Here is a 21,427-nt window from a genome sequence, read left to right on the forward strand (position 1 = left end):
CCGACGGTGCAGAGCCGTTGAACCCCGGGGAATCGATCATCTAGGGTGCGCCTGTGGCCGATCATGGGACCAACGACGATCACGGGACCGACGACGGGCTGTGGGCCGAGTTCGACCGGGAGTTCGGGAAGAACAACGCGGCACACGAACCGACCGCGGCCGAACGGCAGGCCGGACGGACGACCGGGCCCGCCCGCAGCCGCCGCAGGCCGTGGGCGGCCGCACTGGCGGCCGCACTGGCGGCCGGCCTGGCGGTGCTGAGCGGCCTGTCCGCGTTCCTGCTCTGGCCCGGGCCCGGCGGGAGCCCGGCCGTGCGTTCGGTGTCCTCGGCGACCGGGGCGGCACCGCCCTCCGTGACCGCTCCGAGCGGGTCCGCGGCGGCTTCCGCGACGGCTCCGGGGGTGGCCTCCGGTGCGACGCCGACCGCCGCCGCACCGCTCTCGGTCTTCCCGGCCCAGGTCCGGGGCCACACCCTGCTGGCCAAGGCCACCCACCCGAGCTGCACCGACCCGGACACCGTCGCACCCACCCTCGCCGGGCTGCTCGCCCGGGGCCACGGCTGCCTCGGCGTGGACACCGCCCTCTACCGGGACGCCGGGGGCGACCGGTTCACCCTGGTGCTGTTCACTCTCAAGGACCCGGTGGAGGCGGTCACGCTGGCCATGACGCTCGGCACCCGCCCGGACGACCACCAGGTCGCCGTCCAGGAGCCGCCGAAGGACTCCGGGCTGCGCGCCCTGCCCGCCGACAGCGGTCTCGTCCAGACGTTCGCCGGCCGGGGCCACACCCTGCTGGTCGGCCTCGCCCAGTGGGCGGACGGCCGGAGCAGCGACTTCAACGCCCTGGTCGGCGGGCTCACCCCGCTGACCGACGCGGTCCTGGCCGGGACGCCCAGCTGACCGGGCCGCCCGACAGGGAGGGACGGCACGGAGCGACCGCACAGGAGAGGACAGCACGGATGGCCGGGCAGCACGACGGGGGCCTCTACCCCTACCGGATACGCGGCCGTGAGCGCAGCGGCCTGGTGGTGTGGGTGAACGGTACGGACGGGTCGGACGACCGGGTGCTCACCGAGCCGGGGACAGACGGCCCCCGGGTACCGATCTTCGTGACGGGCCGGCAGGCGACGGCCCGTCTGCGGCGCGGCGGCCTGGCCCTGGAGACTCCCGAGTACCACACCCTGGAACTGGAGCGGGTCCAGCACTGGCTGGCCGACCCCGCGCGCCGGCGGCCGCCGTGGGGCGAAGTCCTGTGCGCATGGAACTTCTTCGAGGACCTGGCCCGCGGCCTGTCCCCGGAGTCCGGCACGGCCGTGGCCGACCTGCTGCCCGCCCAGGGCCCCGTCCACGACAGCGCCTACCACGCCATCTTCGAAGCACCACCGGACCGCCGGTGGACACCCGCGGAACAGCGCGCCGTGATCGACCTGCTCACCGCCGGCACAGCCCTGTGGAACACCTGCCCGATCGTCAGGAACCCCCGGTGGTGACGCTCCCGCCGTCCTGACGACCTGACAACCTCCTTACGGGATGGCGTCGGCGCGACAGCCGGGGCTATCGTGCACGGCCATGGGAGAGCTGATCGTTGTCCGGCACGGCCAGACCGAATGGAGCCTGTCGGGTCGGCACGCCGGCCGTACCGACGTTGCGCTGACCGATGCGGGTGAGGCCACAGCCAGGGCGCTCGCGCCGAGGCTGGCCCTGCGTCGTCCGGTCGCGGTGTTCAGCAGTCCGCTGAGCCGTGCGATGCGGACGGCCGAGCTCGCGGGCCTGGCCGGTGTCACGCCCGATCCGGACCTGGTGGAGTGGGACTACGGCGGCTACGAAGGCCTGACCGCCGAGCAGATCCGGCAGACGCGGCCCGGATGGGATCTGTGGCGGGACGGTGTCCTCCCCGGCGGCACCGCCCACCCCGGCGGCACCGCCCATACCGGCGAGCAGCTCCAGCAGGTGGCCGCGCGCACGGACGCGGCACTGGACCGGATCCGGCCGCTGCTGGAGGCGGGCGACGTCGCCGTGGTCGCTCACGGCCATCTGGCGCGCGTGCTCACCGTGCGCTGGCTCGGGCTCGACGCCTCCGCCGCCCGCCTGCTCGGCCATCCGGCCCCGGGCACTCTCGGTTTCCTGGCCGTCGAGCACGGGCAGCCGGTCATCTCCGCCTGGAACGTCCCGTAGCAGCGGGCCGGGCGAGGTCCTGGCCGTCCCCGGTCGCACCCCGCGTCGGGCGCTGCACACATCCGGCCGTCCGGGGCGTAACCGGGCGGGGACGGCGGGGGTTGGTGCGGGTATGACGACTCTGCCCCGGATGCCGCTCCTCCCCCGCCGACCGGTCCGGCCTGGGCGTACGGGGGTGGCCGGCCGTGCCTGACGCTCTCGACTCCGGGCACCGCAAGCCCGTCGCACCGCCGGCCGGCCATGAACAACCCGCCACCACCCGCGGCGGCACCCGCGTGCCGCCGGCGCAGCGCTCCCCGCTCACTGCGGGTCAGCGCGCCGCTTCCCAACTGCTCGCGCTGCGCGAGGTGGTGCTGCCCGCCGCGGTGATCGCCGCCGCGGTGGAGCTCCTCGCCGACCACCTCGACCACGAGGGGGATGCCGTGACCCGCGAGGCAACCGCCGCCGTCCTGACCCGGCTGCGCGAGGCCGTCGACCCGGCCACTGACATCGCACGGCCCAGGACGCCGCATCCCTGCCGCGCGGCTGTCCGCGCCGATGACCGCCACCCACCCAGGCGGTCGGCAATCGAACGCCAATCCGCCGTCAACCGGCCCGGTGCATGCTCGTCGCGGCAACGACGAGGGGGCACCGTGGACGAGGACACCAGAGCCGGCGACGGCACCGGCGGCAAGAGCAGCGGCATGAGCCACGGCAGCAGCGGCGCCGGGCACGCGGTCGTCGCCGGGGCGGGGATCGGCGGGCTGCTGGCCGCACGCGTCCTGAGCGAGACGTACGGGCGGGTCAGTCTGATCGACCGCGACGCGCTGTCCGCGGCCGGGGCCCGCGCCGCGGCGTACCTCAGAGCCGCCACGCGCACGGGCTGCTCTCCCGGGGCTTCGAGGTACTGCAGGAGCTCTTCCCGGGTCTGGCCGTCGATCTGGCCGCGCGCGGGGCGCTCGTCCGGGACGCGCAGGCGGACGTGCGGTGGTTCAACGACGGCCACCGATTGCAGCCGGGTGCCTCGCAGTTGCCGTGTCTGCTGGTGAGCCGGCCCGAGCTGGAGCACTACCTGCGGTCCCGGGTGGCCGCCCTCCCCGGTGTGGAGATCCACGAGCGCTGCGAGGTCGTCGAGCCGGTGGCCGAAGGCGCCGACGGGGCCGGGGGACGGATCACCGGGGTGCGGCTGCTGCGGGTGAACTCCGAGCCCGAGGTGGTGGCCGCCGAACTCTTCGTGGACGCCACCGGACGCGGCAACCGCGGTGCCACCTGGCTGCGCGCGCTGGGCTACGACCCCGCCCCGGAGGAGCGGATCGACTCCGGTCTGGTGTACGTCTCACGGGAGTACCGGCGACGGCCGGACGACGCGGAGGCGGACGCGTACCTCGTCGGGGCGGAGGCGGACGCGCCGCGCGGCGGCGTGGCGCTCAGTGCCGAGGGCGACCGCTGGCTGGTCACGCTCTTCGGCATGGCCGACGACGTGCCGCCCACCGACCCGGCCGGCTACCACGCGTTCGCGGCCCGGCTGCCCGTGCCGGACCTGTACCACCTGCTGCAGCGGCTCGAACCGCTGAGCGCCCCGCGCCTGATGCGCATCCCGGTCTCCGTCCGCCACCGGTACGAGCGGCTGGAGCGGTTCCCGGAGGGCTATCTGGTGCTCGGCGACGCACTCTGCCAGTTCAACCCCTCGTACGGGCAGGGCATGACGGTCGCCGCGTGCGAGGCCGCCGCCCTGCGGGAGTGCCTCGCGCAGAACCCGGGGGACGGGCTCGCCGGGCGCTTCTTCCGACGCGCCGCCCGCATCACCGACGTGCCGTGGGACATGTCCGTCGGCGGCGACCTGCGGTTCCCGTTCGTCGAGGGCCCGCGGACGGCGCGTGTGCGGCTGCTCAACCGCTATGTCGCGCGCCTGCACCGCGCCGCCGCGGCGCACCCGTCGGTGGGACGCGCGTTCCTGCGCGTGGCCAACCTGCAGGACCCGCCGCAGCGCCTGTTCGCTCCTGCGGTGCTCGGCCGCGTTTTGCTGACCCGCCCGCCGGCGCGGTCGATGGATGCGCCCGAGGCCGCGGGGCGGCGGGCCCGGTCGACCGGTCGGAGGACGCTCTCCTCGTAGACGCTGTCCTAGAAGTCGCTGTCCTCGAAGTCGCTGTCCTCGAAGTCGCGCACCCAACCGTCCGCCCTGACCCCGGCTCTCTGGCCCTCTGGCCCTCTGTCCTGAGTCACGACGGCGTCAGACTTCGGTCAGCTCCACGAGTTTCAGGACGGTGTTCCAGTTGCGAGTGGTGGCGACGATGCCCTTCGCCGGCGCCCCCTTGGCCAGGGCCTCGGCCAGCTTGGACCGCCCGAGGCCGTCGGGGGCGTAGAGGTAGAGTGCGCGGTCGCCCAGCCGGAACTCCTCGGGAAGGTAGGCGGCCGGGTCGAGCGAGGCGAACCGCGCAGCATCGACCGGCGCGGAGAAGTACGTGACGTGCAGTTGCCTGCCCTCCAGTGTGGCCGCCGGGAACGGGCAGGCATCGGCCACGGCGCCGAGGTACGCGTGGTCGCGGACCAGCACCTCCACCGGGAAACCGAAGTGCTCCTCGATGGCCTCGCGCAGCCCGGCCGCGATCACGTCCTCGTCCTGTTCGACGCTGGTGAAGGCCGCGTTGCCGCTCTGCAGGTACGTGCGCACCTCGCCGTGGCCCAGACCGGTGAGCAGGGCGCGCAGGTCCGCCATCGGGACCTTCTTGTGGCCGCCCACATTGATGCCGCGCAGCAGCGCCGCGTACGCCTTGGTCGTCATCCGCCCACCCTACGAGAGCCCGCCGACAACGGGCGGGGAACGCCGCGGCACCGCCCGGACCGCTCAGGAGCCCGCTCGCGCCCACGACTCGACCTCCGTGGTGACGGCACCGTCGCGGAGCAGCGCCTCGTCCACGGCTAGGCCGATCCGGTGGTCCTGGCACGCCTCGGCGAGGGTACGGCGCCGGGCCCTCGTCCGCGGCCCAGGCGGCGGTCGCGGTCAGCAGCGCGGCGATGGCGATCTCCTCGTCCATCAGCCGGAGGCCGACGAACGGGTTCCGGTGGAGGACACGGCCGTCGAAGGCGATGTGCTCGGTGTCGTGGCCGTCGAGGTTGAGGTCCTGGCCGAGCTGCGTGCGGTGCAGGGCGGAGGTGAGGACGGTGCGCGGCCCGGCGAGCCGGACGACGGTGTCGTCGGCGATCTCGCCGTGGGTCCCGCGGATGACGATCCGTCGCTGCCTGAGCCGGTTGTGCCACTGGTTGTCGGTGAAGTCGTAGAGGCCGTGCAGGTTGTCCCCGAAGTCGAGCGTGGCCAGGACGGTGGACGCCGGACGGGGCGTGTCGTCGCCCGTCCAGCCGTCGCGGTTCAGCGGGTCGACCAGGGGTGCGGTGTGGCGGCTGGCGCGGACGGTGACCGGGCCGAAGCCCACGCCCAGGAGGCCGCGCATCATGGACACCGCGTGGTAGCCGTGGGTGGAGGACACCTGGACGGAGGTGGCCCGCCCGATCGCGCCCTCGGCGACCAGGGCGCGGCGCGCCGCGTGACCCGGCATCAGGAGGTACTGCTCGGCGACCTGGACGGCCCGGCGATCGCCGACCCGTGCCCACAGGGCGCGCAGGCCGTCGAGATCGGGGGCCGGGGGTGTCTCGGCCAGGACTTTCGCCCCCAGCTCGACGAGCCGGACGACCACCTCGGGATTGGCCGCCCACGGCACCGAGCTGACCACGAAGTCCGGCTTCGCCGAGCGGACGAGATCGTCGGGCGTCAGGTACGCCGGCGCGCCCCACCGGCGGCCGGCCTCCTCCGCCGCCTCCGGACGCCGGCCGGCGACACCGACGAGCGTCAGCCGCTCCGGCAGCAGGGCGGCGAGGCGGGCGAAGAACTCGGCCCGCCAGCCGGTGCCGACGATGCCGAACGTGGCGGGCTCTGTCATGCGATCCTCCGTCTGCCGCCGGCCCGTTCCGTACGTCCGGTCGTTGTCTTCGTTCGGTCGCTGTCTTCGTCGGGCACTGTCCTCGTCCAGGCACCCCCGTCGTTCGGACACTGCCGCCGTTCGGTGCCCTGGCGTGGCGAGTATGACAACTGCGCAGCACCCCTGACGAGTGAACCTCGGTCATCTGTGCGGGCCGAGGGAACCCAAGCACCGTTCGGGGGCTCCTTCTCGACAGGTGCCGGTTGTGACGACAGCGACCGGCGGAGCGCCTCGGCGCAGGACGAGAGGGGTTGGGCATGACGGAGTGGGGTGCGGGCATGACCGAGGTGTTCGGCCACCGCTGGGCGGAGCCGGAGGGTGAGCACGCCTTCGCCCTGGGGCCCCGGCCGCACGATGCAGCCCGTCGTCGCCGTCTCGGGCCTCGGTGTCCGGGTGGTACCGCGGTATCACGGCCGTCGCCGGGTTACCCCTGCGGTACCACGGTCGGCGGCCCCCGCCCGCCTACCGTGGACAACAGGGCAACCGGCCGAACCTCCCCAGGGATCGCGCCGCACCTGCCCGGGGCTCCACCCCGGTAACACCCGGCTCCGGGGCCCCACCGTTCCATCCGGCTCGACGGCACCACCGGCACGACTGCGGAGGGCGACATGAGCACCACCACCTGTGTCCACATCCCCGAGTCCGTCACCACGGAGGCCGGGCCCGCGCTCCTGGAGCGGCCGGCCTTCGTCCTCCCGTCGACATTCCCTGGCCACCCGGGTCCCGCGGAGCGTCCGGCGCCCCGCCCGCGCCGCGTGGTACGGACACCCGACCCGGCCGCCGGGCCTGCGGTCGTCCCCGCCGAGTGGGCCAAGCGCGCCCGGTGGATGCCGCCGACCGCGTCCGCGCCGCCTGTCGCATCCACCCTCACTCCCGGCCGCACCGCGCCACTCCTGGCTACCGTCCCCGCCGCCTGGACGACGCCCCGGCCGACGCGCCCGGAGTACGTCGCCCCGTCCTCGGCGTCCTCGTCGGGGACGGCCGGGCAGGCACCCTGGACCTGGTCGGCGACAGGTCCGACCTGGTGACCGCCGCGGCGGTCACCGGCTCAGACACCGCCCTCCGCCGTACCGTCCGCGCCGCCTGCCGCGGTGCCGCGCCCTTCACCGCGCGCCTCGTCGGCCGACCCACCGGCTGCCCCACCAGCCGACCCGGCCGACGCACCACCCTCAGACCCACCGGCCTCCCCACCGGCCTCCCCACCGTCCGTATCACGGACCGGCTGTGCCGGCGGGGCGGCCGGACGGGGGCGGACGCCCACCGCCAGCAGTGGGAGTGTGAGGCCCAGCCAGGCCGCGGCGAGGCACCAGCCGCCGAGGACGTCCAGGGGCCAGTGCACACCCAGGTAGATGCGGGTGAGACCGACCGCCACTGCCGCGACGCCGAGGGCCAAGGTCAGCGGCAGCGCCACGGAGCGCCGCACGCCACGCATCAGGGCCCAGCCGAGCAGGCCCGCGGCGGCAGCAGAGGTGAAGGCGTGGCCGGAGGGATAGGAGTAGCCACTGGGCGACGCGGCGACCCAGTCCGCCATCGGCGGGCGGGGCCGGGCGAACCCCCGCATCAGCCCGTTACGGAGCAGCTGTCCCACGGCGAGCACGAGCACGGGCGCGCAGAGCGCGACAAGGCGGCGGTCCGTCCGCGGGGAGCGCCGGAGCGTCAGAATTCCGGCGGCGACGGCGGCGAGATACGGCGGCACGCCCGTGCCCAGGTCGGTCACGACGCCCGCGACCCGCACCGCCCAGGCCGGTCGGTGGGTGAGTACCCACGCATGGATGGACGACTCGGCCGCGCGCGGCGCCCAGTCGTGCGCGGCCGCCAGCACGGTCACCGCGGTGAAGAGCAGCAGCGGGATCCCGGCCGCCAGGGCGATGGTGCGGCCGGTGCCCGCAGTCCGGCCCTGGTCGGCGGAGCTCACTGGCTCCAGGCCCGTGGGGTGGGGCATCGCAGGCACGCCTCTCGTCGCGGAGGTCGCGGTCGATCCCCACTCGGTCTACATGAGTGTAGACAGCGGCGAGTCGCCGGGACACCGGCCTCCCACTGCTCGTCACCCGGGCCCCGCGGCACGGGTGAGGCCCAGGTCGTAGGTCAGGATGACGGCCTGGATGCGATCCCTGGCACCGATCTTCGCCATCACCCGCCCGACGTGCGTCTTCACGGTGGACTCCGCCAGCACCAGCCGCTCGGCGATCTCGCCGTTCGTCCACCCCCGGCCGATCGCCAGCAGGATCTCCCGCTCCCGATCGGTCAGCGCACCGAGCCGGGGATCGCCCGCAGTACGGCCACCGGGGCTCCCGGCCGGCAAGTGGTGGGCATAGGCGTCCAGCAGACGCCTGGTCAGGCGCGGCGCGATGACGGCGTCCCCGGCGGCCACGGCCCGGATGCCGGCCAGCAGTTCCTCCGGCAGCGCGTCCTTGAGCAGGAAGCCGCTCGCACCCGCACGCAGCGCAGCGTGGGCGTACTCGTCCAGGTCGAAGGTGGTGAGGACCAGGATCCGGCAGCGGCCGCCGGAGGCCACGATCCGCCGGGTGGCCTCCACCCCGTCCATCCCGGGCATCCGGACGTCCATGAGGACGACGTCGGGGCGCAGCTCGGCGGCCTGCCGCACCGCTTCGGCACCGTGCGCCGCCTCGCCGACCACCGTGGTGTCCGGGGTGCTCTCCAGCAGCATGCGGAAGCCGAGCCGTTGCAGCGGCTGGTCGTCGACGACGAGCACGGTGGTCACGGGGTGCCGCCCCCGGGTACGGCGAGCGGGGCCAGCCGGAGCCGCGCCTCGACCGCCCATCCGCCGCCGGGCCGCGGGCCGGCGGTGACGGTTCCGTCGTACAGCGCGGCCCGCTCGCGCATCCCGACGAGGCCGTGGCCGTCCTCGTTGCGGCGCGGCAGCACGCCGGCGGGCGGGCCGGTGTCCTGGACGAGGACCCGGACGGCGCCGTCGTCGACGACGATCCGGAGTTCGGCACGGGTTCGGGCGCCGGCGTGCTTCAGGGTGTTGGTCAGGGCCTCCTGGGCGATCCGGTACACCGTCAGCTGGGCGGCGGCATCGAGGGTGTCCGGGTCCCCGGTGGTGCGGTAGGCGATCCGGGGGCCGGCGGCGCGGATCCGTTCGCACAGCGCGCCGAGGTCCGCGACGCCGGGCTGCGGGCTGAACTCGGCACCGTCGTCGCGGTCGCGCAGCACGCCGAGCATGCGCCGCATCTCGCCGAGTGCGTGCCGTCCGGCCCCGGCGATGAGCACCAGGGCCTCCCGGCCGCGCCCGGGGTCGCCGACGGCCGCGGCGGCACCGCCGTCGGCCAGGCCGATGATGACGGAGAGGTTGTGGCCCACGATGTCGTGCATCTCGCGGGCCACCCGGGCGCGCTCGCCGGCGGCGGCGAGTTCGGCGCGCTGGTCGCGTTCGATCTCCAGCCGGACGGCCCGTTCCCGCAGGGCGTCGACGTAGGCCCGGTGGATCCGCAGGGCCAGGCCGAGGGCCACGGATGCCGTCACGGTGGCGGCCAGGAAGAACAGCGCGTCGCCGAGGAAGACCGTCGGCGACAGCCGGACGGCGACCAGGCCCAGCAGAGCCGCCGTCGCCCCGCAGGCCCAAGCCAGGTGCCGCAGCCTGCCGTCCAGCGCCAGGCTGAACAGCGCGATCAGCAGCGCCACATCGGCGCGCAGCCACACCATGGCGATCCACTGCGCGGCAAAGGCCGCGGCGATCACCGCGAACGCGGCGGCGGGTGCCCTGCGGCGCCACCACAGCGGGAGGATCAGGGCCAGCTGCCAGACCAGCCTCGCCGCCTCGGGCAGGTGCGTCATCCGGTGCCGCAGCCCGCGCGGGACTCCGCCGTGCACGAGATCGGGCAGGCAGAACACCACGAACACCACGGCCACCAGCGCGGTGTCCAGGACCCACGGGCGGTCCTCGTCGATCCGGCTCAGGCGCCGCGCGGCTCGCGCCATGCCGGCGATCAGCCGGTTCCCGGCGAGGGCTTCGAGGCCGGAGAGCGAGGGATCCGGGGCAAGGGCGGTCGCGGCGGTCACCCGTCCATAGTCGGCGAGGACCGCCGGTCGGCGGCCGAGGCGAGCGTGCGCCTTGCCGTCGGTCATCCGTTCGGACGGATGCCCTCGCGCGACGGGCCGCAAGCCGACCGACCGACCCCGGACGGCGGACGGCGCACGCCCAGGCCCGGACGGCGGACGGCGCACGCCCAGGCCCGGACGGCGGACGGCGCACGCCCAGGCCCGGACGGCGGACGGCGCACGCAGGTCCGGGCGGCGCAGGGCGCACGCAGATCCGGTCAGCCGGGCATCATGCCGAGCTGGCGCATCATCGCGACCGAGTCCCAGCTCCACCATCCTTCCTTGACCATGCCGTCCTCGAACCGGAAGATCGTCATCCCGGCGGCCTCCAAGGATTTCCCGCTGGCCGGCATCCCCATGTACTCCCCGATGTGCGTGCCGCGCCACATCCAGCGGCTGGCCACCTGATCACCCTCGGCCAGTTGGCTCTGCACCTCGAAGGTGAAGTCGAACGCCTTGCGGTATCCCTCGACCATCGCCTTGACGGCCGCCGGTCCGACCGTGTCGCCGTCCATCGAGGGGTCGTGGTCGCGGTAGTCCGCCGCAAGGCACTGGTCGATCGCCGACATGTCCCCTGTCGGCGGCTCCACCAGCAGCCTGCGGGCCGTCTCCTTGAGGAGTTGCTCGTCACGCACCAGGTCGAGGTTGGTGAAGGTGGGGGCTCCTGGCAGAGCCCCACCATCTCCCGGAAGATCCGGTCGGTCTCCGGCAGACCGGAGTTCCGCATGGCCGCCTCGTACGACGGGAACTCGACGATCTCCACGATGTGCCGGGCGTCCGCCCGGTCGGCACCGACCATCGTGTGGGTGGCGGTGCGCCTGCCCTGGGTCTGCTCGATCCAGGTGTCCATCAGCCGGTTGAGCTCGTCCGGCTGCTCGGTACGGCACTCGACGATCTGTACAAAGGTCATCGGGACCTCCGTTCGCGCCCCCTGGTCTCCCCGTCCGCCGACCGCGCTGCCTTCCACTCTCCTCCTCCCCCGCCGACGCGGCACCAGAAGCACCCGGCCCGACGGCAGGGGACGCGCGGGTCGGCGCGGAGCCGCCGACCCGCGGGGAGTCGCGGACGGCTCTCGCCGTCAGGACCGCTCGACGGCGTCCGCCGGGACGCCCAGCCGGACGGGGAGCTCGGCCGGACGGTCCGCGCTCCGGCTCCGGTCCGCCGCGCGGGTGCGCCGCACGTCCGCCCGGCGGTTGCGCCACTCCCGCACGGAGCTGTGCAGCCGCTGAACGGCGACGAAGCTGGCCATCCGGTTCGCCAGCGTCAGCCGGTACTTCACCCGGAGCACGACGCCCAGCCGGGCGAGCTGCTCGGTGCCGATCGCGCCCAGCAGCCGCGACACGTGCTGCTGGTAGGCGCTGCGGTACGCCGCGTCGCCGTCCGGCACCGACCAGAACAGCATCGGGATCTCCTCGACGAGCGAGTTCCGGTCGTAGGACTGCAGGTGGGCCGCGAACTCCGGCTCGGGCCGGGCGATCAGCCAGGCGCGGACGAGTTCCATCGACCGGATCCGGTCGATCAGCCCCCGCGGGTCGGTCCGCTGCTGCGTGATGGACTTGTCGCCGCCCTCACGGACCCGCCAGTGGTAGACGTGGTCGGCGAGGACGTCCACCCGCGCGGCCAGGTAGTGGTGCGGGACGCTGACCGGGGCGTCCTCGTACAGGATGCCCTCCGGGTAAGTCAGGCCCGCGCGGTCGAAGAAGCTGCGCCGGTAGACCTTGTTCCACGCGGTGCGGTCGGTGACGAGCGCGGGCAGCTCGGTGACATGGGTCCGCAGCCTGGTCTCCTTGAACGGCCTGACGTGCGCGTGGGACTGCTCGTACCCGGTGGAGCGCAACCGCAGCGCGTTGCCGGCGACGAAGTCCGACCCGCTCTCCTCCAGCGTACGGACCATCAGCTCGTAGGCCCCGGGCGGCAGGGTGTCGTCGCTGTCCACGAAGGCCAGGAACTCCGTGCCGTCGGCGAGGTGCCGCCAGCCGGTGTTGCGGGCCGCGCCGAGCCCCTTGTTCTCCTGCCGGACGAGCCGGAAGCGCGGGTCCTGGGCCGCGAACGCCTCGGCGATCGCGGCGCTGGAGTCCGTCGATCCGTCGTCGACCATCACGCACTCCAGGTCGCCGAAGGTCTGTGCGGCGATGGACTCCAGGCACTCCTGGAGGTAGCGCTCGACGTTGTAGATCGGTACCACGACGGAGATCCGGGGAGCCATCGGCGGCCGGTGCCTTTCCTCGGGGGCGGACGAGCGCCCGGTGCTCGGTCACCGGGAGTGACCGCTCACAGCGTGGCCGGACAAGGTGAAGCCCCGCCCTGCCCCGGGCCAACGGCCGGTGGCGCTCCGGCGGCCAAGTCCCCGCCGGCCCGCTCCCGCCGGGAACACCCGTGCCACCGGCCGGGAAAGGCAGGGCAGGGCGACAGGCAGCGACGGGCGGCGGCACACAGCGCGGGGGCGCGGGGCGGGTGCACGGGGCGGCAGCGCGCGGCCCGAGGAACGACAATGGGGCCATGGGGCCGGAGCTGGAACCGGGTCTCGGCGATGTCAGCGCGCCCGCGCGGCTCGCCGACCCGGGTGAGGGCATCTCCCGCGAGGAACTCGCCCTCGCGACGCGCAACCACGGCCTGCCGCTGGAGGCGCTCCGCTACGACGTCACCCCGCCGGGGCTGCACTACGTGCTCACCCACTACGACATCCCGGAGACGGACGCCGCACGATGGCGGCTCCGGGTCGGCGGCCTGGTCCGCGAACCGCTCTCCCTCGACCTCGACGCGCTGCGGTCCCTCCCGGCCCTGACCGTGCGCGTCACCATGGAGTGCGCCGGCAACGGCCGGGCCCTGCTGTCCCCGCGGCCCGTCAGCCAGCCCTGGCTGGTCGAGGCGGTCGGCACCGCGGACTGGACGGGCGTGCCGCTGCGGAGCCTGCTCGCGGCCGCCGAGGTCGGGGCGGAGGCGGTCGAAGCCGTGTTCACCGGCTCGGACCACGGCATCGAACGCGGCGTCGAGCAGGACTACCGGCGCAGCCTGCCGCTCGGCGTCGCGACCGGCGCCGACCCGCCGGTGCTGGTCGCCTACGCCATGAACGGCGGCCCGCTGCCCCCGCAGCACGGCCACCCCCTGCGGCTGGTGGTTCCCGGCTGGTACGGCATGGCGCACGTGAAGTGGCTCCGGGAGATCACTCTCACCGACAGCCCGTTCACGGGTTTCCAGCAGGCGCAGGCCTACCGGCTGCGGCAGACGGCGGCGGACCCGGGCGAGCCCGTCACCAGGATCGCACCGCGCGCGCTGCTGACGCCGCCCGGCTTCCCGGACTTCATGTCGCGGACCCGTGTGGTGCGCCCGGGCCCGGTCCGGGTGGCGGGCCGTGCCTGGTCGGGCCACGGCCCGGTGACAGCGGTGGAGGTCAGTGCGGACGGCGGGCGCACCTGGTCGGACGCCGTGCTCGGCACCTCCGACGGCGACCACCCGTGGGCCTGGCGGCGGTGGCACCACGTCTGGACGGCTGTGCCCGGCCGCCATCTCCTCACCGCCCGCGCCACCGACGCGCAGGGCGGCACCCAGCCGCTGGACCAGCCCTGGAACCGCGGCGGGTTCGCCAACAACCTGGTCCAGCGGGTCGCCGTCGTGTGTGTCGACGACGCGGGCCCGGCCTGAGCAGCCGAGCGCGGGCACCCCGGACGGTCGGCCCGTCCACGAACCACCCGGGGCCTGGGCGGCAGGCATCGTCTCCGTCCCGCGGGGAACACGGGAGGCGTCCGCCCGGGGTTGGCGGCAGGAGGAGGCCTCGGATGAGGATCGACCCGGTGGTGTGGTGGTGTGTGGCAGGGCTGCTGGTGGCGGCCACCGCCGTGGTGGTGGTCCGGCTGTGGATCCGGCTGGTCCGGGCCCGCCGGCTGGTCGGCTCCGCCGGGCTTCCGCTCTCCACGCGGATGGGCTTCTGGGCAGCGGTGGCCTACGTCGTGATGCCGTTCGACCTGCTGCCGGACCCGATCCTGCTGGACGACATCGGTGTCCTGCTGCTGGCCCTGCGCGCCCTGGACAAGGCTGCCGCCAGGGCCGGTGTCGCCCCTCGCGCCACCACCGGCCCTGAGCGCGCCGGCACCGGCGCCCCCGGTCCTGCTCCCGGCCGTCAGTCCTCGATCGCGGCAAGGTCGATGCGCCAGTCGTTGCTGCGCATCCAGCTGCCCGGCGGGAACTCGAAGGCGCACTCCCCGACCAGGGTGAAGCCGGCCGCGCGGCAGACCGCGTTCGACGCGGGGTTGTCCACCGACGGGAAGGCGTGCAGGTGACGGTGCCGGCCCTCGGCCCTGGCCCGCCGGAGTGCAGCCGCCACGGCGACGGCCGCGATGCCCCGCCCCTGGAACGGAGGCAGCACGTTCCAGCCCATCTCGTACACCGTCTCCTGCTGCCAGACGCGTTCGCCGTATCCGACGGTGCCGACCGCCGTGCGGTCGGGCAGCAGCGCGATGCTGAACATGCACCCCTTGCCCGCCGGGACGAAGTCCAGGTAGCGGCGGTGCCGGTGGAGCAACTGCTCCTCGGTCTCCGGGCCGCCCACGTGCTTCTTCATCACCGGGGTGTTCACGCGGCGCAGCAGTCCGAGGTCGCCCTCGGTCCACGGCTCGATCCGTACGTCCGCCCCGCTCACCCGATCGGCCATCGCCCGCCCTCTCCCTCGCCCTCGCCTCTCGCCGTACGGCGCCCCTGGCCGACGACGACGCCAGGGCACCCCACGACACCCCGGGACACCCGGTCCGCCCGGTCCGCCGCACCGGCGCCCGGCGCGGCCGATGGGCAGGACCCTAGTCGGTGCCGCCGGCGGGGACAGGTGAATATCGTGGCCGATCGGGAGGCCTGCGGCGGCGCGGACTCAGGCCTTCAGAGCGGCCGCGGTGATCGCGCGGTTCTTGAGCGGGCTGGAGTACACGACGGTGGTGGTCACGGAGCCGAGTCCGGCGATCCGGCCGGTGGTCTGCTCCAGGTGCCGCATCGAGCGGGCGACGACCTTGAGGATGAAGCAGTCGTCGCCGGTCACGTGGTGGGCCTCGATGATCTCCGGCGTCGTCGCGACGAGGTCGTGGAAGGGCTTGTAGTTGCCGGTGGGATAGCGGAGCCGGACGAACGCGAGGATGTCGAGTCCGAGGCGCTCGGGGTCGACGACGGCCGCGTAGCCGGCGATCACGCCGCTCTCCTCCAGCCGCCGAACGCGTTCGGTGACGGCACTGGCGGACATCGAGACGGCACGAGCGAGCTCGGCGTAGCTGGCCCGGCCGTCGCGCTGGAGGGCCTCCAGGATGCGCATGTCGACGTCGTCCGTGGAATGAGCGGTCATGGCAGATGAATACCGGGGAATCACCGGCCGATCAAGTCCCTGGGCGGCGTTCGTCGGTTCTCCTGCCGGCCGCCGCGTCATAGCGTTACGGGCATGACGATCACCGACACCAGCGCGGCGCTCAGCACGCCGCCCGCGGCCCCGGCCGAGGCCGTTGCCTTCTTCACGGCGCGACTGACCTTCCAGGCGGACGTCTCCGACGTGCACGCGTCCCTCGGCTCCGGCCGCCCCGGGTTCGTCCTGCTCGACTCCCGCGGGGCAGCGGGCTGGCAGCAGGGGCACATTCCGGGTGCGCTGCACCTGCCCACCGCGGACATCGCCGCCCGGGCTGCCGACCTGCTGGACCCTGCCGTCCCGGTCATCACCTACTGCTGGGGCCCGGGCTGCGACGGGGCGACCCGCTCCGCACTGGCCCTGGCCCTGCTCGGCTACCGCGTCAAGGAGATGATCGGCGGCATCGAGTACTGGATCCGCGAGGGCTTCCCGCTGGAGACGGCGGCCGGTGTGCAGCAGCGCCCGGCGGACCCGCTGACCGCACCGATCGGCTCGATCACCTGCGCCTGCTGACGCACCCGGGGCCTTCCGGGCGGCTCCGGAAGGCCCCGCGCCTCCCGACGCCCGCTCAGCCCGGCAGCGGGCGGGCCTCGTCGGCGAGGACCGGCGCCAGGCCGAAGGCGGCGAACAGCTCCTGGTCCTGGAAGACGGTGGTGCGGGTGATCATTCCTCGGGCGACGGTGAAGACCTGGATGGTGTGCATACGGTGGACGCCGTCGGGCCCGCACAGGTAGGCGGCGACCGCCGGCTGGCCGTTGGCACCGATCGGGACCATCCGCCAGTCGGTGCCGCGCAGGCGGAAGGCCCGCTGCAGGAAGCCGACGTAGTCGTCGGGGCCGACGTACCAGTTGAGGAACGGCGGCATCTCCAGCACCACGTCCTCGGCGAGCAGCGTCCGCAGCGTCTCCAGGTCCGCGTTCCGGAAGGCCGCGACGTAGCGGTCCAGCAGCGCCCGCTCCTCACGGCCGGCGGGCTCGCGGACCTCGTCCTCGCGCAGCCCCGTCGCGGCGAGGCGCGCCCTGGCCCGCTGCAGTGCGCTGTTGACGGCCGCCGGGGTCATCTCCAGTGCCCGGGCCGCCTCGGCCACCGGCCAGTCGAGCACCTCGCGCAGCACGAGGACGGCGCGCTGCCGGGCGGGCAGGTACTGGAGTGCGGCCACCAGGGCCAGCCGCAGGCCGTCCGCGGCCCCCGGTTCGCCCTCGGGATGGGGGAAGGGCTGCAGCCAGGGCACCCCCTCGCCCCTGACGAGCGGCGCGTCGGGATCGCCGTCCGGGCCGGCGCCCAGCCCGGAGGGCAGCGGCCGCCTGGCCCGCTGTTCCAGCGCGGACAGGCAGACGTTGGTGGCGATCCGGTACAGCCAGGTGCGCACCGACGCACGGGCCGGGTCGTACCCGTCCCAGGCGCGCCAGGCGCGCAGCCAGGTCTCCTGGAGCAGGTCCTCCGCGTCGTGGACGGAGCCCAGCATGCGGTAGCAGTACGCGAGCAGCTCCCGCCGCACGGGCTCGGTGCGGGTCGCGAAATCCTCGCCGGTGGCCATGGTGGCGATCATCTCAGGTGCTCCTGGTGTGCGGGGGCGAACGGCCGCCCCGGCGGCCGGGCCCGACCGTGATGGTCGGGCCGGGCCGTGGTGGTCGGGCCGGGCCGTGGTGGTCGGGCCGGGCCGTGCGGGCGGTGAGACCGTGGCGATCGGCCGGACTCCGGCGGTCCGACCGGACGGCGGTGGTCAGGCCGGGCTGTTGTGGTACGCCGCGACCTGCCAGCCGTCCCCGGCCCGGGTCAGGGTCCAGGTCGCCAGCAGCAGGCGGTCGGCCGGCACGCCCTGCTCCCCTGCCATCACCACGCCGCCCCTGGACACCACCACCACGGTGTCCTCCCCCAGCCGGCGGATGCTCTGCACCTCGTCGACGACGCGGGAGCCCTTGAGCGGGCCGGCGAAGCGGGCGGCCATCCGGTCGCGGAGGACCGTCCGGCCCTCGCCGAACGAACCCGGCGCGACCGAGGTCACGTCCTCGGTGAAGTGGGCGGCGAAGGCGTCGGCGTCGTTGTCGGCCCAGGCCGTGTACAGACCCGCGAGCACGGCCCGGGCGGCCTCCTCCGCGGGGCGGGTCGCGGTGGGCGCCGCGCTGCCGCGGTACGTGTCGGTGCTGTTCATGTCGGTCCTCCCGGTGCGGTCGCCCGTCGGCCGGGCGGCCGACGGTTCACCGGTACATACCGACGGGGAGGGCCCGCGTCATCGGCCTCGGCCGAACGTGTCGCACCTCTTCCGAGGCCCCTGCGATCCGGGTGCCCGGCGGGGCGGGCCGCCGGGCACCGGCCGGGCGGTGTCAGACGGCCTGGACGGCGGCGAACCGCTGCGCCACGTCCGTCCAGTCGACGACGTCCCACAGGCGGGTGACGTAGTCGGGGCGGACGTTCCTGTACTGCAGGTAGTAGGCGTGCTCCCAAGCGTCGAAGGCGAGCAGCGGGGTGGTGCCCTGGCCGACGTTGCCGTGGTGGTCGTAGACCTGTTCGACGATCAGGCGCCGGCCGAGCGGCTCCCAGGAGAGGATGCCCCAGCCGGAGCCCTGGACGCCGACGGTGGCGGCGGTGAGCTGCTTCCTGAAGGCCTCGAAGCCGCCGAAGTGCTCCTCGATCGCGTCGCCGAGGGCGCCGTCGGGGCGGTCGCCGCCGTCCGGGGAGAGGTTCTCCCAGAAGAGCGAGTGCAGGACGTGGCCGGACAGGTGGAAGGCCAGGGTCTTCTGCAGGCCCACCAGGCTGCCGAATTGCTCCTCGGCGCGGGCCTCGGCGAGCTGTTCCAGAGTCGTGTTGGCCCCGTTCACGTAGGCCAGGTGGTGCTTGGAGTGGTGCAGCTCCAGGATCTCGGCCGACATGGCCCGCTCGAGTGCGGAGTAGTCGTACGGCAGGTCGGGAAGTACGTAGGCGCCCATCCGGGACACGGCCCCTTTCGAAGATGACGATCATGCCGGGGCAACACTATTGCACATCACTTGCAACTGCGATGGAGATGCTTCAGCATGTTCTGTGTGGGGCCGGGGCATCGGCCTTCCGGACGGCACGCCCTCGCGGGCTCCCGTCCTTCCGACCGACGATCGTCTTCCCAACCGGCGCCCGCCGGGACGTGCGCGCCGGCCCCGCGCAGACCCCGTGCCAGGACCGGTGACCGGGCGACCGGCGCCGGGCGTTCGTGCCGTCCGCCCGCTCAGGGCGCCTCGTGCGCGGACACCAGCGGACGGGCCGCGTCCGGCTCCGGCGCCGCACGCTCCCCGGCACGGGTCGCGCCCACACCGGCCGCCACCACGAGGGCGACGCCCGCGGCCGCGAGCGGGGCGGGGACTTGGCCGAGGATCAGCAGACCCATGACCAGCGCGATCGCGGGCTCCAGACTCATCAGGGTGCCGAAGGCGGAGCTGGTCATCCGGCGCAGGGCGAGGAACTCCAGACTGAACGGCAGCACGATGCTCAGCGCCGCGAGCCCCAGCATGGCGGCGAGCAGCGGCCAGGTCACCCGCCCCAGGCCGGCGGGCGCGGCCACCAGCACGCCGAGGACACCGGCCACCGGGATGGAGACGGCCAGGCCGTTCAGCCCGGTGACCCGGTCGCCCACCCGCTGCGTGAGCAGGATGTACGCGGCCCAGCAGGCAGCGGCGGCCAGCGCGAAGACCAGTCCCACCGGATCGACACCGCCGTGCCAGGGCTCGGTGAGCAGCACCACCCCGGCGGCCGCCAGCCCCGTCCAACGCCTGCGCCCGCCGCCGGCCCCCACAACGAGACGCCCAGCGGCCCGAGGAACTCCAGCGCGCTCGCGGTGCCGAGCGGCAGGCGCGCGATGGCGAGCATGAAGAACAGCATCAGGCCGGCGGTCACGCCACCCAGCAGGACGCACGCCGACAGGTCCCGCCGGGCGAAGTCGCGGGGCCGCGGCCGGACGAGGACCAGCAGCAGGACCCCGGCCCAGGCCAGGCGCAGACCGGCCGTGCCCAGCGCACCGAGGCGGTCGAACAGCGGCACCGACAGGGCCAGCCCCAACTGCACGCTGAGCATCGATCCGACGGCCATCAGGGCCCCGGCCTCGGCCCCGCGCGGGCGGCGGGCGGCCCGGGCGCGGGCGCGGAAGGGAGTGTGCGGCGAGCTCATGCCGTCCAGTAGACGTCTCCGGGTTCGTTCACGTCCACGTGTCGATCATGGATGATCCGTTCGGGAATCCTGAACAATGGGGCGATGGAGACCCGACGACTGCACCTGCTGGTGGAACTGTCCCGACTGGGGTCGATGCGCGCGGTCGCCGACGTGGTGGGCGCCACCACGTCGACGGTGTCGCAGCAGATCGCCGCGCTCGCGCGCGAGATGGGCACCGCCCTGATCGAGCCGGACGGGCGCCGGGTCCGGCTCACGCCGGCGGGCCGCCGGCTGGCCGAGCACGCCGTGACGATCCTCGCCGAGGTCGAGGCGGCGCATCTCGACCTCGGCCCGGGCGCGGAGCCGAACGGCACCCTGCGGATCGCGGGGTTCGCCACCGCCATCCGCGCGCACCTGCTGCCGATCGTCGCGGGGCTCGCCGTCAGCCATCCCCGGGTGAGCGTGCTGATCCGCGAGCACGAGCCCGCCGAGGCACTGGCGCTGCTGGCCACCGACGAGGCGGACCTGGCCCTCACCTACGACTACACCCTGGCGCCGGCCGCCACCGACCCCACCGTGCACACGACCCCGCTGTGGACCGCGCGGTGGGGGCTGGGCATTCCGGCGCAGGCCGACGCCGGCCCGGGGCCGGCCTCGGAGGTCTTCGCCCGGTTCGCCGGGCAGGACTGGATCGTCAACTCCCGCAACACCGCGGACGAGACCGTCGTCCGGGCCCTGGGCTCGATGGCGGGCTTCACGCCCCGCGTCACGCACCGCGCGGACAGTCTCGACCTCGTCCAGGACATGATCACCGCCGGTCTCGGCGTGGGCCTGCTGCCGCTCGGCAGCGCCACGCACCCCGGGGTGCGGACCGTCCCGCTCACCGCCCCCGACGTGGTCCTGCGCGCCTACGCCGCAGCCCGCCACGGCCGCCTGAACTGGCCACCCCTCACCCTGGTCACAACCCTCCTCACCCGCCAGGCCCCCTGAGGCCGGCCCTCCGCCCGATCCCCAAGGCATCAACAGCCGGGCCCACCCGGCACGTACGGCGCTACGCTGCGGCCATGATCTTCTCCTTGGCATCAGGCATCTAGGATTGCCGGACGGTCCGTCAGGCGGCCGATCCGCCCGAGGCACGAGAGAGCTCCCATGGCGACCGTCCAGCACACCACCATCACGCCGACCAAGCTGGAGCTCCTCACCGCGTGGCTGCCTGCGCAGCCCTGGTACTCGGGCCACGCCGGGGCGCCGGAGCTGGTCAAGGCCGGCGGCTTCCGGCTGGACGACCCGGAGGGCGAGGTCGGGATCGAGTTCCTGGTGGTCGTGGACACCGCCGCCCCCGAGCACGTGGCCTACCTGGCGCCGATGGGCTACCGCGGCGCCGCGTACGACGGCGCGTCCCGTGCGGCACTGATCGGCACCTGCGAGCACGGCGAGCTCGGCACCCGGTGGATCTACGACGGCGTCCACGATCCCGTGGTGACGGCACAGTTGCGGGCGCTGCTGCGCGGCGAGGCGGTGCCGCAGCACCAGAACCAGAGCGACACCCCCGACCTCACCGTCCAGGTCCACGGCGCCGGCCTCCACGCGGGCGACGTCCGGATCCGGCGCGTCCTGCAGCCGGCGCAGGCCGACGGGACGACCCCCGTGCGCCTCGTCGCGGGCTGGACCTGGCCGGACGGGACTCCCGCGCGTGGGGTCTTCGCAACCGCCGTCCAGGAGCAGCCCGGCCGCGGCTGACGGGCAGA

Annotated in this window: 22 protein-coding genes and 3 pseudogenes; 11 read left to right on the forward strand and 14 right to left on the reverse strand. The window is 74.3% G+C overall.

Going from position 1 to position 21,427, the window contains the following annotated elements; translation table 11 throughout:
• Window positions 1–53 precede the first annotated feature (53 nt).
• From ABEB13_RS05200 to ABEB13_RS05220, 5 genes are all read left to right on the forward strand, one after another.
• Window positions 54–899 carry a hypothetical protein gene (locus tag ABEB13_RS05200; RefSeq protein ID WP_345704486.1) on the forward strand — a complete coding sequence of 282 codons (846 nt, stop codon included), beginning with the start codon at window positions 54–56 and terminating at the stop codon, window positions 897–899.
• Between the two features lie 59 nt (window positions 900–958).
• Window positions 959–1,489, forward strand: coding sequence for a hypothetical protein (locus ABEB13_RS05205; RefSeq protein ID WP_345704487.1), 531 nt, complete (start codon window positions 959–961; stop codon window positions 1,487–1,489).
• Between the two features lie 79 nt (window positions 1,490–1,568).
• Complete coding sequence (locus ABEB13_RS05210) at window positions 1,569–2,174, forward strand: histidine phosphatase family protein (protein ID WP_345704488.1); 606 nt, start codon at window positions 1,569–1,571, stop codon at window positions 2,172–2,174.
• Window positions 2,175–2,359: 185 nt separating this feature from the next.
• A complete protein-coding gene (locus tag ABEB13_RS05215; RefSeq protein ID WP_345704489.1) occupies window positions 2,360–3,202 on the forward strand; it encodes a hypothetical protein in 843 nt (280 codons plus the stop codon).
• Window positions 3,199–4,266, forward strand: a complete 1,068-nt coding sequence (locus ABEB13_RS05220; RefSeq protein WP_345704490.1) for an NAD(P)/FAD-dependent oxidoreductase — start codon at window positions 3,199–3,201, stop codon at window positions 4,264–4,266. Before ABEB13_RS05215 ends, ABEB13_RS05220 begins: the two co-directional genes overlap by 4 nt.
• Before the next feature lie 117 nt (window positions 4,267–4,383).
• Here ABEB13_RS05220 and ABEB13_RS05225 read toward each other — a convergent pair whose 3' ends face one another.
• Window positions 4,384–4,935, reverse strand: a complete 552-nt coding sequence (locus ABEB13_RS05225; RefSeq protein WP_345704491.1) for a DUF1697 domain-containing protein — start codon at window positions 4,933–4,935, stop codon at window positions 4,384–4,386.
• Between the two features lie 871 nt (window positions 4,936–5,806).
• A pseudogene (locus ABEB13_RS05230) lies at window positions 5,807–6,088 on the reverse strand (Gfo/Idh/MocA family oxidoreductase); the annotation flags it as partial.
• 647 nt (window positions 6,089–6,735) lie between these two features.
• On the opposite strand from ABEB13_RS05230, the gene ABEB13_RS05235 reads away from it, so the two are divergent.
• The gene (locus ABEB13_RS05235; protein ID WP_345704492.1) at window positions 6,736–7,155 is read left to right on the forward strand and encodes a hypothetical protein; all 420 of its coding nucleotides are present in this window, start codon (window positions 6,736–6,738) and stop codon (window positions 7,153–7,155) included.
• 20 nt (window positions 7,156–7,175) lie between these two features.
• Here the strand turns inward: ABEB13_RS05235 and ABEB13_RS05240 are convergent, their stop codons facing one another.
• The 5 genes and pseudogenes from ABEB13_RS05240 to ABEB13_RS05260 form a co-directional block, all read right to left on the reverse strand.
• Window positions 7,176–8,069: a phosphatase PAP2 family protein gene (locus ABEB13_RS05240; protein WP_345704493.1), complete on the reverse strand. Its 894-nt coding sequence runs from the start codon at window positions 8,067–8,069 to the stop codon at window positions 7,176–7,178.
• Window positions 8,070–8,171: 102 nt separating this feature from the next.
• Entirely contained in the window at window positions 8,172–8,849 is a 678-nt protein-coding gene (locus ABEB13_RS05245; protein WP_345704494.1) for a response regulator, read from the reverse strand.
• Window positions 8,846–10,069: a sensor histidine kinase gene (locus ABEB13_RS05250; protein WP_345709546.1), complete on the reverse strand. Its 1,224-nt coding sequence runs from the start codon at window positions 10,067–10,069 to the stop codon at window positions 8,846–8,848. Before ABEB13_RS05250 ends, ABEB13_RS05245 begins: the two co-directional genes overlap by 4 nt.
• 338 nt (window positions 10,070–10,407) lie before the next feature.
• Window positions 10,408–11,099 (reverse strand): annotated as a pseudogene (locus tag ABEB13_RS05255) (ester cyclase).
• Window positions 11,100–11,267: 168 nt separating this feature from the next.
• On the reverse strand, window positions 11,268–12,395 hold the full coding sequence (locus ABEB13_RS05260) for a glycosyltransferase family 2 protein (RefSeq protein ID WP_345704495.1): 1,128 nt from the start codon (window positions 12,393–12,395) through the stop codon (window positions 11,268–11,270).
• A 293-nt stretch (window positions 12,396–12,688) separates the two neighbouring features.
• Here ABEB13_RS05260 and ABEB13_RS05265 point away from each other — a divergent pair, with 293 nt between their 5' ends.
• Window positions 12,689–13,831 (forward strand): sulfite oxidase, encoded by a 1,143-nt coding sequence (locus ABEB13_RS05265; RefSeq protein WP_345704496.1) that lies wholly within the window; start codon window positions 12,689–12,691, stop codon window positions 13,829–13,831.
• 275 nt (window positions 13,832–14,106) lie between these two features.
• Window positions 14,107–14,187: pseudogene (locus ABEB13_RS05270) on the forward strand (DUF1232 domain-containing protein); the annotation flags it as partial.
• Window positions 14,188–14,306: 119 nt separating this feature from the next.
• Here ABEB13_RS05270 and ABEB13_RS05275 read toward each other — a convergent pair.
• Together ABEB13_RS05275 and ABEB13_RS05280 are read right to left on the reverse strand one after the other, a co-directional pair.
• Window positions 14,307–14,837 carry a GNAT family N-acetyltransferase gene (locus ABEB13_RS05275; protein WP_345704497.1) on the reverse strand — a complete coding sequence of 177 codons (531 nt, stop codon included), beginning with the start codon at window positions 14,835–14,837 and terminating at the stop codon, window positions 14,307–14,309.
• Between the two features lie 210 nt (window positions 14,838–15,047).
• Window positions 15,048–15,509, reverse strand: coding sequence for an Lrp/AsnC family transcriptional regulator (locus ABEB13_RS05280; protein ID WP_345704498.1), 462 nt, complete (start codon window positions 15,507–15,509; stop codon window positions 15,048–15,050).
• A 93-nt stretch (window positions 15,510–15,602) separates the two neighbouring features.
• On the opposite strand from ABEB13_RS05280, the gene ABEB13_RS05285 reads away from it, so the two are divergent.
• Window positions 15,603–16,076 carry a rhodanese-like domain-containing protein gene (locus tag ABEB13_RS05285; protein WP_345704499.1) on the forward strand — a complete coding sequence of 158 codons (474 nt, stop codon included), beginning with the start codon at window positions 15,603–15,605 and terminating at the stop codon, window positions 16,074–16,076.
• Window positions 16,077–16,131: 55 nt separating this feature from the next.
• On the opposite strand, the gene ABEB13_RS05290 is transcribed toward ABEB13_RS05285, so the two are convergent.
• The 5 genes from ABEB13_RS05290 to ABEB13_RS05310 form a co-directional block, all read right to left on the reverse strand.
• Window positions 16,132–17,112, reverse strand: coding sequence for an RNA polymerase subunit sigma-70 (locus ABEB13_RS05290; RefSeq protein WP_345704500.1), 981 nt, complete (start codon window positions 17,110–17,112; stop codon window positions 16,132–16,134).
• A 174-nt stretch (window positions 17,113–17,286) separates the two neighbouring features.
• Entirely contained in the window at window positions 17,287–17,715 is a 429-nt protein-coding gene (locus ABEB13_RS05295; protein ID WP_345704501.1) for an SgcJ/EcaC family oxidoreductase, read from the reverse strand.
• A gap of 172 nt (window positions 17,716–17,887) precedes the next feature.
• Window positions 17,888–18,490: a superoxide dismutase gene (locus ABEB13_RS05300; RefSeq protein WP_345704502.1), complete on the reverse strand. Its 603-nt coding sequence runs from the start codon at window positions 18,488–18,490 to the stop codon at window positions 17,888–17,890.
• Between the two features lie 272 nt (window positions 18,491–18,762).
• On the reverse strand, window positions 18,763–19,233 hold the full coding sequence (locus tag ABEB13_RS05305) for an EamA family transporter (protein WP_345704503.1): 471 nt from the start codon (window positions 19,231–19,233) through the stop codon (window positions 18,763–18,765).
• Window positions 19,143–19,697: an EamA family transporter gene (locus tag ABEB13_RS05310; RefSeq protein ID WP_345710001.1), complete on the reverse strand. Its 555-nt coding sequence runs from the start codon at window positions 19,695–19,697 to the stop codon at window positions 19,143–19,145. The genes ABEB13_RS05305 and ABEB13_RS05310 overlap by 91 nt, the downstream gene beginning before the upstream one ends.
• Before the next feature lie 84 nt (window positions 19,698–19,781).
• On the opposite strand from ABEB13_RS05310, the gene ABEB13_RS05315 reads away from it, so the two are divergent.
• Together ABEB13_RS05315 and ABEB13_RS05320 are read left to right on the forward strand one after the other, a co-directional pair.
• The gene (locus tag ABEB13_RS05315; protein ID WP_345704504.1) at window positions 19,782–20,669 is read left to right on the forward strand and encodes a LysR family transcriptional regulator; all 888 of its coding nucleotides are present in this window, start codon (window positions 19,782–19,784) and stop codon (window positions 20,667–20,669) included.
• Between the two features lie 159 nt (window positions 20,670–20,828).
• Complete coding sequence (locus ABEB13_RS05320) at window positions 20,829–21,419, forward strand: maltokinase N-terminal cap-like domain-containing protein (RefSeq protein ID WP_345704505.1); 591 nt, start codon at window positions 20,829–20,831, stop codon at window positions 21,417–21,419.
• The last annotated feature ends 8 nt before the right edge of the window (window positions 21,420–21,427 follow it).

The sequence above is a fragment of the Kitasatospora paranensis genome (assembly GCF_039544005.1).
Taxonomy (GTDB): Bacteria; Actinomycetota; Actinomycetes; order Streptomycetales; family Streptomycetaceae; genus Kitasatospora; species Kitasatospora paranensis.